The 14,333-nt window shown below is 34.0% G+C and carries 13 protein-coding genes and 1 riboswitch; of the genes, 2 read left to right on the forward strand and 11 right to left on the reverse strand.

The features are described from left to right. Positions 1-2 precede the first annotated feature (2 nt). Positions 3-100, reverse strand: a riboswitch (TPP riboswitch). Between the two features lie 57 nt (positions 101-157). The 5 genes from R3333_RS01195 to R3333_RS01215 all read right to left on the reverse strand — a co-directional run bounded on the left by R3333_RS01195 (position 158) and on the right by R3333_RS01215 (position 5,105). Beyond that, positions 158-1,303: a hypothetical protein gene (locus R3333_RS01195; RefSeq protein WP_318956746.1), complete on the reverse strand. Its 1,146-nt coding sequence runs from the start codon at positions 1,301-1,303 to the stop codon at positions 158-160. Then, the gene (locus tag R3333_RS01200) at positions 1,257-2,120 is read right to left on the reverse strand and encodes a hypothetical protein (RefSeq protein ID WP_318956747.1); all 864 of its coding nucleotides are present in this window, start codon (positions 2,118-2,120) and stop codon (positions 1,257-1,259) included. Before R3333_RS01200 ends, R3333_RS01195 begins: the two co-directional genes overlap by 47 nt. A gap of 190 nt (positions 2,121-2,310) precedes the next feature. Further along, positions 2,311-3,504, reverse strand: coding sequence for a hypothetical protein (locus R3333_RS01205; RefSeq protein ID WP_318956748.1), 1,194 nt, complete (start codon positions 3,502-3,504; stop codon positions 2,311-2,313). Further along, complete coding sequence (locus R3333_RS01210) at positions 3,504-4,292, reverse strand: hypothetical protein (RefSeq protein WP_318956749.1); 789 nt, start codon at positions 4,290-4,292, stop codon at positions 3,504-3,506. Before R3333_RS01210 ends, R3333_RS01205 begins: the two co-directional genes overlap by 1 nt. Positions 4,293-4,364: 72 nt before the next feature. After that, a complete protein-coding gene (locus R3333_RS01215; protein WP_318956750.1) occupies positions 4,365-5,105 on the reverse strand; it encodes a hypothetical protein in 741 nt (246 codons plus the stop codon). A gap of 167 nt (positions 5,106-5,272) precedes the next feature. Between R3333_RS01215 and R3333_RS01220 the strand changes: the two genes are divergently transcribed. Continuing rightward, positions 5,273-7,414 (forward strand): M48 family metallopeptidase, encoded by a 2,142-nt coding sequence (locus tag R3333_RS01220; protein ID WP_318956751.1) that lies wholly within the window; start codon positions 5,273-5,275, stop codon positions 7,412-7,414. A gap of 66 nt (positions 7,415-7,480) precedes the next feature. On the opposite strand, the gene R3333_RS01225 is transcribed toward R3333_RS01220, so the two are convergent. From R3333_RS01225 to R3333_RS01250, 6 genes are all read right to left on the reverse strand, one after another. Beyond that, the gene (locus tag R3333_RS01225; protein ID WP_318956752.1) at positions 7,481-8,614 is read right to left on the reverse strand and encodes a hypothetical protein; all 1,134 of its coding nucleotides are present in this window, start codon (positions 8,612-8,614) and stop codon (positions 7,481-7,483) included. Next, positions 8,607-9,431 carry a hypothetical protein gene (locus tag R3333_RS01230; RefSeq protein WP_318956753.1) on the reverse strand — a complete coding sequence of 275 codons (825 nt, stop codon included), beginning with the start codon at positions 9,429-9,431 and terminating at the stop codon, positions 8,607-8,609. The genes R3333_RS01225 and R3333_RS01230 overlap by 8 nt, the downstream gene beginning before the upstream one ends. A gap of 1 nt (position 9,432) precedes the next feature. Further along, positions 9,433-10,557 (reverse strand): hypothetical protein, encoded by a 1,125-nt coding sequence (locus R3333_RS01235; RefSeq protein ID WP_318956754.1) that lies wholly within the window; start codon positions 10,555-10,557, stop codon positions 9,433-9,435. Further along, the gene (locus R3333_RS01240; RefSeq protein ID WP_318956755.1) at positions 10,557-11,438 is read right to left on the reverse strand and encodes a hypothetical protein; all 882 of its coding nucleotides are present in this window, start codon (positions 11,436-11,438) and stop codon (positions 10,557-10,559) included. Before R3333_RS01240 ends, R3333_RS01235 begins: the two co-directional genes overlap by 1 nt. 98 nt (positions 11,439-11,536) lie before the next feature. Further along, positions 11,537-12,661, reverse strand: coding sequence for a hypothetical protein (locus R3333_RS01245; RefSeq protein ID WP_318956756.1), 1,125 nt, complete (start codon positions 12,659-12,661; stop codon positions 11,537-11,539). Beyond that, the gene (locus R3333_RS01250) at positions 12,658-13,434 is read right to left on the reverse strand and encodes a hypothetical protein (RefSeq protein WP_318956757.1); all 777 of its coding nucleotides are present in this window, start codon (positions 13,432-13,434) and stop codon (positions 12,658-12,660) included. The genes R3333_RS01245 and R3333_RS01250 overlap by 4 nt, the downstream gene beginning before the upstream one ends. A gap of 173 nt (positions 13,435-13,607) precedes the next feature. Here R3333_RS01250 and R3333_RS01255 point away from each other — a divergent pair. Beyond that, a partial coding sequence (locus R3333_RS01255; protein WP_318956758.1) for a hypothetical protein occupies positions 13,608-14,333 on the forward strand: 726 nt, incomplete at its 3' end.

Here is a 14,333-nt window from a genome sequence, read left to right on the forward strand (position 1 = left end):
GAGGAGATGTCCATGCTTTTCCTTTCGTCGGTATTAACCGCATCAAGTTCTGAGGGTTTGTCTCAATCCTTAATAAATAAGGATACCCCTAAAGCTGAGGTACAAAGATAAGTTTTTTTAGAAGATGACAAGCTTGTGACTCACAAACGAGAAGAAATTATTTACGTTTGGCAATTCTAATTTGTTGCCCAAACCCCAAATAGGTATCCTCCCATTTAATAACGTAATTAAAATTAGGGTTTCCTGTGTAAACATGAAATGAATTACCGTCGAATTCTATATACTTTCCATAGGAAGAAGAAACACCACTAATAGTTTCTTCTAGGGTGTAACTACTAAACAGTATAACATCGTCGTAAACTTCATACTTGGGTCTGCCATCACCAGGATAAGTTAGTGAGTTGAAACCTATTTTGTTCGAATTATTTCCAATTGGAATTAATTGATTGTTTTCATAATCGATTTCTGCCAAACGAAAAGCCCCATCGTTAAATGAACCCGAAGCTAGAATTTTATCCTTGTATTTAATAAATTGATAAAATTTATTTGTTCCATTAAAGTTTAAGGTATTCCAGGAGTGGTTAGCCTGGTTGCTAAAATCAACTTGCATTAACTCATAATTAATATCTATAACGAAAAAATTAGCGTTATGCTCTGTGACTTTTCTAATTTGAGAACCCGGTTGTGAATTTGGAAATTCACCGTTGGGAGTTATATTGGGATTAAGATAATCAACCAAGATTTGGCCAGAACTATTGGTAGCGAGAATAACTACTTCACCATTCATTTCTGTGAGCTCTTTAATATTTCTGTTGTGTGGTAAACTTGCTCCGGTTATTGTTTTGTTGATAGGGTTGTAAATGAGTAAATTTTTATAGTTGTTACCATTTTGAATGTCTTTGAACTCAAAATTTCCGTAAACGTAATAAAGACCATCGTGTTTTAGAACCCCAGCGGCGTATTGCCAATAGGACAATTGAATGTCTGAGTTGATTTTAGCTGGATTAAATTCCTTATCAACAAAGTATAGGTTGGCTTGTTGGTTAAAGTTATCTTCGTACACATACATGAGTATGTTTTCTAATACAATGGGAGCATGAATTTTGTGATGAGTATTGGGAAGACTGTCGGGAAGATATATAATCTCCCAATCTTTAGCATAAGGACTTATTACTTCCTTTGTAATCGTCGATTCAACGTCTATTTCTTTCGTGCAGGCACTACTGAGTAAAATAAGTGTTAAAACAGAAAGGACTTTACTTAAAGCGGATGTTGAATAAACCAAAGGAGAAATAAATTTCATAATTCAGATTGTTTTTTAAAAAATAGTGTGAGGCGTAATTAAAAGCTAAGGGATTCATCTTTCGAATACTGTAGTCACCGGAATTCTGTGGTATCAACCACCTTTCAGCTTCTTCCTGTAAATTGTTTTTGTCGGCGAGAAAATTAATTCTCGCACCAACTTCCATAAAGTGTTTTTCTTTTACAATATAACGTTTGCCCAAACCGAGTTTAAATACAATTGAACCCTGTCTAAAGCTACCTGTTTCGTTATAAATAATTCGTCTGTTCTCGTCTTTAAAATCTATTGTTCTATTAATTTTTGAGTGAACTAAACTGTACTGTAATCCAAGGGTTAGCGCTGTGTTAAAAGGTATACGTTTGAACCCAAATCTGAAACCTAAACCGAAATGAAAGAAGTTTGGATTGAGTTGGATGATATCAGGTCCTTGATAATAATAACCATCTATTTGTGTTAAAGCAGACTGGGTAATACTATTTGATGGGAGTTTTTGATACCCTAAGGAAAAATTTAGCCCCAATCGTTTATTGGTGTGCCTATGATAATTTAATCGTATTCCAGGTAGTGTAATAGAACTATCTTGAATACACGATATATCGTTAAGAATTATTGGTGATTTTGTATTTGCAATTAAGAGCTTTTTCCAAAAAATAGAGTATATCTGACTTTGATTTATTTTAGAAAGAAAAGGTAAATTAAAATTTTGGTTGAGTTCTATACTCCAAAAATTTATATGTACTGATTTTTTAACTTCTTGCCCATAGCTTATAGGAATCACTATGGATAGTAAAATAAATAGCTTGATTTTTAATATCATGTTTCTTTCTTTTGTTACAACCATATACCTCATACATTTCAATGGTTTTGAACTTCAGATTATAAAGGAGTGAAGTGTTCAAAAACTTGTTGGTTTCATCATTTTTAATGTGTCTAGCTATAAATTGGGGATATTAACTTTACCCGTTCAGCATTGAGAGATATTTTATGTGAAATTTGAGTGGTATAAATTATTTATCCAATTGAAAACTTAAAAGACTTCCCCCACCCGTTGCCAATAAATAATATTTTTCATTGAAATATTCTAGATCTCTAATTGCATCAGTAGTCCTTAACAAGATCTTGAATTCATCTTCTTCTAAATGCATTAATAAATCTCTGAAATAATAACTTTCACTTGTAGCATTCGCTTCATCCATAACTGTATTGGTAACAAAAGATCCGTAGATAAATAATTCCCCGTTGATAACTTCAAACCTTGGAGATATATTATGGTTGTTAAAGGATGAAGAAGCTAAATTAACATTCGCGAAATATTCTAGGTTTTGTATGTATGGAATTTTACCGGATAAATAAGGACTAAAGCTATTAGCACTTGTATTCAAACGAACGATGTGATTAATTTCTCCATTAATATCAAGTTCTCCTAAGGCAATGATTTCTCCTTGGTACTCTACGACATCTACGAATAAATCATCCATGCCCTGATTCATGGCTGTCCAACTGCCTGCACCATTGGTTTTGTAATACAATTGCCCTTCACGGTCGATTACAAATAAGGTGTTATTGAAATTTCTAATCTTATTGACATTGGTAGTAATCCCGTTAAAAGGATTGTTGCTACCTCCATTGATTACATTCTCATAGGAAAATTGTTGTGAACCTTCTACACCGATGGCATATACATTATTCTCTGAAGTCACGAAATTCCTTAAGTATTTATTGTTTGAAACAATGAATTTATAATTGGCTTTAACCAAGTTTTCGGCGGGAATATACTGGGCGTAAAGTTTGCTATCATTGAATGTCTCCTCATGTTCATATTCTAGACCACCAATTAGATGGAAAATACCATTTTGATAAAGAGCATCCGTGAAAACAGAACCGTTATATTGGGAAATCCTATATTCTTGTGCTACAGATTGAATTTCATTCGCTGTATTTATAGTTGAAACGCTGTGGTAAGTTACATTAACGTCATATTCTGAATCACCTTTGAAGAATTGATATTGATGTGCCAACACGAGTTGATTACCGTCTGTAGCCAGTGCTGCAATGGGTGAAGTATTAAAGATATAGTCTGCGTGTTCAATCGTATAATCAATTTGCCTGTAATATTCTGGGTAGGTTTTTGGGGTGATAATTTCCTCTCTACATCCAAATAGAACAAGCGAGAAAAAAATTAGGAAAGGAACTTTATGCATTATAAATTATTTTTTTGAAGTCCTAGTTTTAGGTAGAAATGTAAGATGTCGTATCGTAAGAAGTCTTGATTGAATTTGTTTAAATTACTTTTCGTACTTAAAATCCCCTCATTAATGTATGTTCCTTCTTCAAATTGAAACTGGCTGCCTCCAAAAGCGAAAAACTCAAAGTTGAGTTTAAAACCATAATCCAAAATTAACTTGTCACTTATCGCACGAATAAAGCCCCATCCGATTTCTGCACCTAAAATTTGTGAGTGAGTAGAAACAGGATCATAGGTTTTGACGTAATCATTGAAGGAAACACTAGGAGTAAGTAAGAGTTCTCTATAAATTTTTGATTGAATGTAATTGTAGCTTAAATTGAATAAAAAGTAATGGCCTAGACCTGTTTTGCGTTTAAAGCGTTTGATTCCGAAATCTAGTTTTACCAAATCATTTTTCACCCGAGTAGATTCTATGTATTGATGGTAGATATAGGTGGCGACTCTGTTGGAAGATTCAAGTTCTGTATGTTTTAAACCTGAATAATTTAACCCAATATTTAGACCTAATTTCTTTGTGATTCCACGGATATAGTTTATTGAATATACAGGAGTATTAAGAGCCTTTATTGACTGGTAATAAAGACCCGTCATTTGTTCAGGCATGTTGGTGAAATAAGGAGAGAAACCTTTGAAGGCAATGGGGTTATAATTAATGCCAATTGTAAAGGTATTCGTTTTCAATTGCTGTGCATTACTTAGAAAAATGCATAGTGAAAAAGAGCAGAATAGAAAAAATCTCATAAAGTTTTTTTGGGTGTATATGTAATCAAAAATCTGGGTTAAGGAGTTTATCCAAAAATCTTGAAAATTTCTTTATTTAATACCTACACTGGCAAAGCCTATATTGAAGTAAAATGCAATTCTTCCACATCTATCAATTAAATAATTGGCTGTTGTAGATTTAAAATGATCTTTGAATACAGTTCTATCACCTTCCTGTTTATAAAATTCAGAGCCTTCATTTTCTTCCATTGCATTCTCAGAAAAGAGATTTACGGAAGTAGGGTAGTATTGGTAAGAAATTCCCCAATCAATAAAAAAGTTGTTTCCTATAAGTTTGGTTTTCCCCCAGGTTAACTTTACACCAAAATTAGTCGCATTGCCACTTAAATCTAGATTTTTGAGTGATGAGTTCTCCGAATCTGTTAATACAATGTTGGTTGAACTATACAATAGATTTAAACCAATATACCCCCCAAGAGGTGCGTATTTTTTATGCCTGCGAATACCTAAGTCCAATACGCGTTGATGAGAAGAAAAATAACTACTAGTGTAACCATTTTCAAAATTGGCAATAGTATAGACGTCATATAACTTTTGATTACTAATCTGCGCGAATAACTGCATTCTTTCTCCCAGTTTATATGTTGCTCCGAAGCGTAAAGAAGGAAGGGTTATTGAAGTCTCAGCATTAAGGTTATATTGACTATCGTAATAGTTTGGGTCTCTAAATCCTTTTTGTTCTACCCCTCCAAAAATGCTGAAAGATTGGAAGTTTTGGGCCGTAGAAGTCTGTAGTACGAATAAAGTTATAAGTGCAATTATGATTCTCATGTAGTTAAATTAGTATCAGGTAAAAAAATCCTTGAAGCTCTAAATATATATTTTCTTGAGGAAATAGAGAAGGAAAGTCTCTAATAATCTTGAAGTTGAAAAAAAATCAGGTTTCAGCTCCCTTATCCTTGTGAAATTTATATATTCGCTTTTCATCCAAATAACAAATGAAAAACTTATTAACCTCTTTATCTACGCTGTGTCTACTTTTTCAAGTATTTGCGCAGGACGTTGATTTCAATAATTACAAACCACTAAAAGCAACCGGTGAACTACCTAAAACTTTTGGTTTAACCTATGCCGATAGAGTCGCAGAAGCGAGTTTCCAAAACCTTGATTTAAGTGGTGAGGAACGTCAGTATTTTATTGAAAGAAAATCTTATTCTATCGATCACTTATTGCACTCTGGATTAGTGGTGTATGGTGATCCTTTAACAGAACACATTAAAGAAGTAGCCTCTAAAATATTGTTTAACGATACGGCTCTTTTTAATGATTTGAGCTTTTATACTTTCCGTACGAATGAAGCCAATGCCTTTGTTACTTCAGATGGAGAAGTATTTGTTACCATAGGACTAATTTCTCAACTTACCTCTGATTACGAGTTGGCTTTTGTATTGGCCCATGAAATTAGTCACTACGTAGAAAACCATAATGTTGAAGGTTTTAGAAAGGAAATTGAAATAGAAGAATCTATCAACGGAAATAATTTCGACAGACAGATTAGAGCCTTAAAAGCATACTCAAAGCAACACGAAATTGAAGCAGATGAGTTAGGTTTAAAACGTTACTTAGAAGCTGGTTTTCCACTGGAAGAATTGGTGAATGTTTTCGATATCTTGGCTTATTCTTATTTACCGATTGATGAAGTAGCTTTTGAAAAGGAATATATATCTGGAGAAAATGCTTTTATAGATGAAAGTTTGATGCCTACAGATATCAATGAAATTGAATTTGACGAAGATTACGACGATACTTACCACTCTCACCCTAACATCAGTAAGCGTAAAGATAACTTTGATGAAGAGTTATTGGAAAAGTACATGGACTTTGAGCCAGAGCAAAAAAGAACGTTCAATGCAGAAGATTTCGTAGACATTCGTAGAATGGCACGTTATGAAAGAGTGAACAACTGGTTATACCATTCAGATTTTTCAAATGCAATTTACGAGATTTATATCCTAGAAAATAAGTACGGAAGCAGTTACACGTTCGATTGGATGAAGGCACTTTGTTGGACAAACATTGCTGTTCATGCAAGTCAGGGAAGTAAGAGAGATTTGTATGCTGACTTAGACGAGATTCAAGGTGAAAGCTACACGGTTCATTACCTAATGAAGGAAATGTCAAAAGACCAGTTAGTGGTAATGGCAATGAGAAACTTGATTGATATCCGCAACAAGTATCCTGAAGACAAGGGAATAGAACAAGTTTATAAGAATACTGTAAAGCAGTTGGCTAGACGTTTTAAATCTTTGGATGAGTTTTACTACGATAAAATCAGCGTAAACGATTCAACGGGAGAAGTAGCGGAATCGCCAGAAGTTGATGCTTACATGGATGAAGACTCTGAAGAATTTAAAGCCTTGAACAAATACGAGAAAATCAAGCAAAAGAAAATTAATGCGAAATACGCCAAAGGTGTTGATGAATCTGGAGAAGCGAGTTTAGACTCTACAGACTTCCATTTATTTGCTTTGAAAGATGTTGCCAATGATGATGAGTTCTTGAGACTATTTAATGAGTTGCAGGATCTAGTAGATGAGGATGAATTTGATGAAGATGACGAAGAGAAGGCTGCCGTTGAAAAATTGGTCTTTGTGGAGCCTTTAGCATCTGTTGTTAAAAGAAGAAGATTCTCTTACGAAAGAAACGAAGATGTGAGAAGAAACTTAGGTGATGCGGTTGTTGGATCTGCTCAGTCTTTAGGTTATCAAACGGAATTGTTATCGAAATATAACATGCAAACACTTGGTACGGTAGGTTATAACTCTAAGGCCATGTTCTTGCGTTATTTCTACATGTACTCTGACGCTTCAATAAGTGATTTAATAAGTCCTGATTTCTTGGAGTTAGAAGAATACAAAAGCACATCAGCAAATACAAACATTGTTTTTGCTTACGTAGATTACAACAATAAAAGAAAGTATGATTTAATGATATTTGCCTTTGCCTTTGATTTGGCAACCAATACATTAAAAGAGATTGAGGTAGATACATACAAGCAATACCCACACGTTCCTGTATTGAAGTTGGCATATTACTATGTCTTTGAGAACTTCGGGAAAACAGAAGAGGATGAAGAATAAGCTTGAATGAAGAAATTAAAAAAGGAGAATCCGTTGTGATTCTCCTTTTTTTATGCTGTATAACTCTTAAGGATTATATTTCCAGAGTCCAGAATTGTAACGATTAATAATATAAATTTCATCGTTAAAAACTGCTATATCTTTGACTTTAATATCTGAATCAATCATTATTAATTCGTTGTCTATAACTTCTAGTAAATAGTCATCGTATTTATATTGTCCATTTACTTTAAAAGGGAAGTAACCCCAAATGAATAATCTGCCGTTGCTTACTTTTACGTTGGTATAGTCGTCAGAACCCGTAATGAATTGACTCAAATCACTGTTATTGGTAATCAGCGAAGTTGTTTGAGTTGAAGAAATAATTTCAATAATATGGAGGTTATCGGTGGTATTGGCAAGGGCGCATAACTTTCCTTCATATTCAAATACATTAAAAAATTCGTTGTTCACGTTGGTGTAGTTATTCCAAGTGCTATTAGTCGTGTTGTACTGCAATAATTGATAGTCGTTGGTAAGGGCAAATACCATATCGTTAACGACAAAATAATCCCTAAAACTAGCATTGTCATATAGCGGTAGTTGGGAAAGTCCCGAACAGGTAATACATGCTATCGTTTTGGTTTGGTCTTGTTTTGCTTTAAAAATTGCATACAAGTCTTCTTGGTATTGAAGAATTTTAAGAACCCCTGCAAAGTCATCATTAGAACTGATTAATCCGAGTTCTTTTGTGCACGTGTTGGTAACAGGGTCATAGTAGAAGGCATATTTTTTTTCAGAAAGGTCCGAATTTGCTGTTTCGTAGTTTAAGAATCCATACACCATGATTTTATCTCCAAAAGGAAAGAATCCATTGACCATTTCGTCTAATGAAAAAACGCTGTAGTCGGTAGAATATAGTTCCTGTATTCCGAGTGTTGAATCTTGACTAAAAGGTGTATTAATCACACGAAAGCCGTCGAACATAGACTTACTGCCAACACTACCATAACTTCCTAAATAGAGTTGACTTCCATAAGCTCCTAAACTCGAAGCATAAGTGCGATTTATATTTTCCTGAACAGGAGAGGTCAGAACTACGTGTTCCCAGGTCGTAGGTATTAATTCAATTGTACTTTGAGAGGGAGTTAAAGTATTGTCTTTCCTACAAGCAGAAAAGAAAAGCGAAAGTACAAGAATGTTGAAAAAACACTTATTCATACCTAAATTTTTGGAATCCAATTTTTATGTACAGTTTTAGAAATTCTGTAGAAAGTAATTTTTTGTTGAGGTACTCTACATTATTCGCAGAATATCCAGGTATAAAACCTTCAGCATTAACGGTATTCTTTATCCAATCGCTGTTGTAGGTGTTTTTTGAAAATAAAAACCAAAAAGGGGAAATGTGAAACCCATAATCTAAAAGGAAATGATCACTAATCATTCGCGTAGTACCCATTCCAAAATCAATTCCGTAAAGTATGCTTTCATGATGTTCAGGGTTGAATACTTCAGTATGTTGTATAAACTGACTTCCAAAGGTAGATTTTCTATATATGGAATTAGTTATAAAAGCAGTATTAAAATTCGCGTGAATATAGGTGCCCAAAGGAGCCTTTTGAAGGAAGTATTTGCATCCGATTTGAAGTTGTAAAAGATTGCTGCGTAAGAAGTTGCTGTCTGAAAATGTGTAATTGAGTCCATCAATAGGTTTCTCTTGGATATAAGTGTATGCTGTGTTTCCTAAGGCTCTCCCAAGTAAAGTGACTTGAAGTTGTAATTGACGACTGAGGTTTTTCGAAAGATGAATACTAAGCCCTAAGGGAACGTTTTCCGGGGCTTTGTAAAATCTTGTTTTAAAGTCATCATCATTATCAAAATCATGAATAACGCTTAAGGGTTTTTCTATACCTACACTTAGGTTGAAACTTTTAATATGATGTGTTGATTGCCCCCAACACACCCCTGAACTAAAAAGTAAAACAACAAAGCTTAACTGTAATTTTAAAAGGAAAGATGTGTTTCTTAAAATTGACATTTTAGAAGGTTAGTTTGGCTAAAAATTTACCATTAAAAACAGCACCATAAAGTTCTCCGTTTATTGAAGCAATATCAACAATGTTCATCTCGGTATCTATGATTTCTAAATTTCCGTCTTTGTATCGTGTTGTTGCGTATTTGAAGTCATAATTTCCTGAACTATTCTTTATGTACATCTTCCCCATTATATAAATGTCATTGTTAACCACTCTTACTTTCGGAACATTTTCGAAGTATTTGTCATGATCAAAGGAAGAGTTGAAGTTCTTAGATAGATAAGCCATAATATCAGAGTTCGGAGCCAATGGCTCTAGCTGATTGTTGTTGACATAAGCTAAACTGTAACTTCCATTGTCAAAAGATCCGATGGCGCAAAGATTATTGTTGTATTCAAACATGCGTACAACGGTGTCGGTTTGTGCCATGTTAATGCCAGAAAAGGATGTGCTGTTTGCTACATCGGAATAGTAAACTTTACCTTGATACGTTTGAAGGTAGAACATGTCGTTGACTGCTGTAACGTCGTGTAAATTAATGTTCAGAATATTCGGATAAGGACCTGAGCTGTTAGAACAACTCAAGCAATTTAAGTCATTGGCATAGGCTTCTGTAAATGCCACAACCTCTCCTTGATATTTCATCATAGATTTTACGGCATCCGCGTTAGTTGATAATAGGTTGGTCCCCTTGTTTAAAGTATTGTTGGCAGTATTATACTTAAGATAAAGGTAATCGTCATCATCATACTTCATATCTCCACCAAAATACACGATACCATCCTTTTCTTGGGCATCCGAAATGAAGTCGGAATTAAAATCGGTGTTATCTGCATTGTAAAGAGGACCTATATTGTTTTCGGGGATTATTAAAGTGTTGTTATCTGTTAAAACGATAATCTCAGGTCCACTGCTGTATTTGTTATTTTTGGTGATGTAGAGATTATTGTCGAAAGCAAACAAATGCCTTATAAATTCTTTATTGTAAAAAAAGTCTTTATGGATAATTTCAAAAGTTTTAGCCCCCGTATAATTGTTAGGGTGTTCTCCTAGGGTACTGTCAATTTTCTTTCTACATCCAACCAAAGAAAGACAAGCTAAGAATATGATTTTTGTTAAGTTTTTCATTAGATGTTGAATTTAAAGATGCCAAGTTTGAGGTAAAACTGAAGGTATTCTGCGTTGATAGTTTTGAATTGATGGTAATACATGTTACTAGTAGGGAAATAATCTTTTATTTGATTGTTGTAAAACACTTTACTGTTCCAATTTTTGTCATAGGTTTTATCAGATAAACTAAGGATAGGTTTGCTGTAACGTATTCCGAAATCGGCATAAAAGCGATCTCCAATCACTCTTCTTTTTCCCCATTCTAAGGATAGTCCAAATGCAGAACTTGACACTTTGACGGGGGCATAGTTATAACCTTCGTAATGAAAGGAAGATTCAGAAATGGTTGTTCTGTAAACATCAGAATTTACAGCGTAATAATTTGCATTTATTTTAAAATATCCTCCGATTGGAGTTTTATTAAAGTAGATTTTTAATCCCACACCGGTTCTTATAAACGCCGAATACAAACTGAATTCATCACTTTTTTTTTCATAGACCTCTGAGTCGTATAGGTACTTCTGGGTTTCGATATAACGATCAGTATACGTGGGTAGGTGATGATAAGCAAAATCTAAAGATAGTGCTAGTTTTTTAGAAATGCTGTACTCAACACTTGCTAAAATACCAAGCGGTAGAAAGAATTCGTCCTGTTGATAAGGTCTAATTTCTCCAGCCGGTGTGTTTGTCGAAAAAATATTGGATCCTTTATTTCTTTTCCTAAATCCAGATTCAAGACCTAAATCAAAAGACCATGCTGATAGGTTAGTACTTTTCGTAGTTTGAGCGAAGGTTAAATGCATGCTGAAACAACAGATGAGTAATAGAAGAATTTTGATGTTTTTCATTTTGAGTGTATTCAAACCATTTTCCTTGGTTTTACTTAATACTGGAAACATAAAGTGGTAATTACAATTAGCAGCCTCGAAATTAAGGATTTTTAATACATCCGTAAAGAAGGAGTAGGAATTAATAGGGGCAAATCAATAATAAATTGTTAATTACCAATGTACTTCCAAAGATTATCCACGCTGTGGCTGTTAATAATTAGAATGTCTCCATTTACAGAAATCACATCTTTTATAGGAATTGCAAGGTTGTTTTCGATTACCACTAGCTTGTTTCCAACGTACTCTAGAAGATAATTATCATAATTGGTAGTTCCTCCTACCTTAAAAGAAAAGTCGCCAAAAATGAATAAACGTCCTTCACTTACTTTTACTTTTATTTTGTAATCATTCATGGGGATGCTGTAGAAGTGGTCATCATTTATTGCGATTGGGGCAATTGTTCCTGAATCCGTAATTTCAATAAGGTGATTGCTATAGTTCGCCCAGTTTCCCAATGCACAGGTCATATTGTTGTACTTAAATACATACAAGGTTTGATAATTATTTAAATTTGGAGTGTACAATTGCCATAATGAAGTTGCCTCTTCAAAAACTACCAATTTATGGTTTCCTCCTATCGCATACAGTTGATCATCAACAGCGAAAACATCTGAAAAATTCTCTGAAGATATATCAGGTAAGCTTGTAGATCCATCACAACTTATGCATATCAGTTTTTTTTGATATTGCTCATTTTCGGTAAAGGCAATCAATTCCCCTTTGTAGGTCATTAGTTTGTGAACCTTTCTGGTATCAATGTTATTAAAAAAATGGTTTTCTTCTACTTTGTTTTCTTCTATGTTATAAGTGAAAAGCATGGACGCTTCGGTATTATTTGAAGTGGTGTAGTGCAAATCTCCCCAAACATAAATTTTGTTTTGGAAGTAATGCATTCCACGTATTAAACTTTTGTAGGTAAGGTCATTAATGAATAATTTGTCAAAATCAGCATCAATCGTATCTGGTAGATAAGCGTTATTTAACACTTTAAAGGCTTCGTCCAAGTTTGTAATATCATCATTTGTTCCAGAGAGGTACACTTGTCCATCATGTGAAAGTAAATAGTCATAACTGGGATGGTCATCGTAAGTTTGACCAACATTTTGAACGGGGAGGTGTTGCCAGTTTCCTTGGAGTTTTAAAAAGCTGTTATTGGTGAGCTGGTTGTCCTCTTTGTTACAGCTTAATAGAAAGAGACACATACTCATTAATAAAAGGATAAATCTGATCATATATTTAAGTTTTGTAATCCAATTTTTACATAAACTTTGAACCATTCTTTCGCAAATGATAGTTTATTTAGGTGCCTTAGATTTTCTTCTGAATATCCAGGTGAAATTTGATTGAAATTTATAAAGTCGAGTAAGTATTCGGTTTTGAAGGCTGTTGTTGGTAATGGGAAATAGAATGCATGTATTGTCAATCCGTAATCGACAAAAAAACGATTGGAAATCACTTTACTTTTACCTATTCCAAAAGAAAGGTTTAGCATCTTATTCTTAAGGTGATCGCTGCCAAAAGTACTTTTGGATGAACTGTAAAAAGAGGTGATGGAGGTCGACCGACTTATGCGATTGTTAAGTAATGAATAAGCGACACCGAAGTGGAAATAAAAACCAAGTGAAGCTTTTCTTGAATATTTCTTTAAACTTAAATCTAAACGATAAAAATTTCCAGTAATAAAATGTGCGTCTTTGTAAGTATATTTTACACCATCTAATGTCTGAATGAATTCGGTAGAAAAGTTACTGTTATTTATTTTTCCTGTAGATGCATTTACCTCAACGGCTATGGATTTGGAAATATTTCTGCTTAATCCTAGTCCGTAAACAAGCTTGATTGAATTCCCACTTTTCTCCATGTTTATGGAGGGGGCAGAATCGATTTTACCATTAGGGAATAGGGTGTTTTCTATCGTCAAATGAATCGTTGATTGTTTTAATTTTTTTTGTCCATAACTTTCAGAGCAAAATAAAAGCAAGAGTGCAAATAGGAAATATTTCATAGCATGGGTTGATTCATTAATGGATTCGAAATTAATTAAATTAAATGGGAATTCGTAGATCTTCTCTTTTTACGTTATTGAAGATCCCTTAAAAAAGTGAAAGCTACCAAAGAAAAAATTGTTTTGTTTAAAGAAGTATTTGACGTTAACTTGCTATCATCAATTTAAATACCATGAAAACCACACTATTACTATTCGTTTCAGTTCTGTTTCAGTCATTACTTTTTGCTCAAAATATTGGACCTAAGTTAATTTGGGGAGAAAACAACAACACTTTCGGAGAGTATGCCAAGGCCTATGCTTTTGGTACTGATGTAGTTTTGATTTCTAAAAATTTGTCAACCACAGAGGGTCGGTATATTGTAATGGACGAGAATCTCGATACGCTTGCAAGCAAGGCATATACCTACAGTGAACCTATTTTTTTTACTGAAGGAAAAGCAATCAATGATAGCGTTTTTGCAATTTCGGGAACCACGACAGCCTCAGCCAACCAACATGCTGCATTTGTTTTGTTATTGGATAAGTATGGGAATCTTAAAAATAACTTTGTATTCGATAAAATATCAGATCAAACAGATGCCAACTTAGAGGTGTTTAACGATAGTACATTTATCTTTTCTTATTCAAGTAACGATACAGAGCTTACAACCGTCATGATGCGCCTGGATGGCTCAATACTTTGGACGGATAGAAGCTCCATAACTGGATATATGAATTTAGGTGATATTACTTACGATGGGGGGAATAGTATTTTTTCCTTTCAAAGTTTGAATACAGGAAGTAGATTGGTTGAAATGGATACACTAGGTGTAAAACAAAGGGCGGTTGAAATGGATAATGTAACGGATCCAAGACAAGTTTGTTTCTTTCAAGATAGTATATTCCTTTTAGCCGGA

It is taken from the genome of Lishizhenia sp. (assembly GCF_033720595.1).
In the GTDB taxonomy this organism is placed as follows: domain Bacteria; phylum Bacteroidota; class Bacteroidia; order Flavobacteriales_D; family Crocinitomicaceae; genus Lishizhenia.

Excerpts from the sequence above, each read along its gene's own strand:
- R3333_RS01195 (WP_318956746.1), bottom strand. The coding sequence starts at position 1,303 with ATGAAATTTATTTCTCCTTTGGTTTATTCAACATCCGCTTTAAGTAAA.
- R3333_RS01200 (WP_318956747.1), bottom strand. The coding sequence starts at position 2,120 with ATGATATTAAAAATCAAGCTATTTATTTTACTATCCATAGTGATTCCT.
- R3333_RS01205 (WP_318956748.1), bottom strand. The coding sequence starts at position 3,504 with ATGCATAAAGTTCCTTTCCTAATTTTTTTCTCGCTTGTTCTATTTGGA.
- R3333_RS01210 (WP_318956749.1), bottom strand. The coding sequence starts at position 4,292 with ATGAGATTTTTTCTATTCTGCTCTTTTTCACTATGCATTTTTCTAAGT.
- R3333_RS01215 (WP_318956750.1), bottom strand. The coding sequence starts at position 5,105 with ATGAGAATCATAATTGCACTTATAACTTTATTCGTACTACAGACTTCT.
- R3333_RS01220 (WP_318956751.1), top strand. The coding sequence starts at position 5,273 with ATGAAAAACTTATTAACCTCTTTATCTACGCTGTGTCTACTTTTTCAA.
- R3333_RS01225 (WP_318956752.1), bottom strand. The coding sequence starts at position 8,614 with ATGAATAAGTGTTTTTTCAACATTCTTGTACTTTCGCTTTTCTTTTCT.
- R3333_RS01230 (WP_318956753.1), bottom strand. The coding sequence starts at position 9,431 with ATGTCAATTTTAAGAAACACATCTTTCCTTTTAAAATTACAGTTAAGC.
- R3333_RS01235 (WP_318956754.1), bottom strand. The coding sequence starts at position 10,557 with ATGAAAAACTTAACAAAAATCATATTCTTAGCTTGTCTTTCTTTGGTT.
- R3333_RS01240 (WP_318956755.1), bottom strand. The coding sequence starts at position 11,438 with ATGTTTCCAGTATTAAGTAAAACCAAGGAAAATGGTTTGAATACACTC.
- R3333_RS01245 (WP_318956756.1), bottom strand. The coding sequence starts at position 12,661 with ATGATCAGATTTATCCTTTTATTAATGAGTATGTGTCTCTTTCTATTA.
- R3333_RS01250 (WP_318956757.1), bottom strand. The coding sequence starts at position 13,434 with ATGAAATATTTCCTATTTGCACTCTTGCTTTTATTTTGCTCTGAAAGT.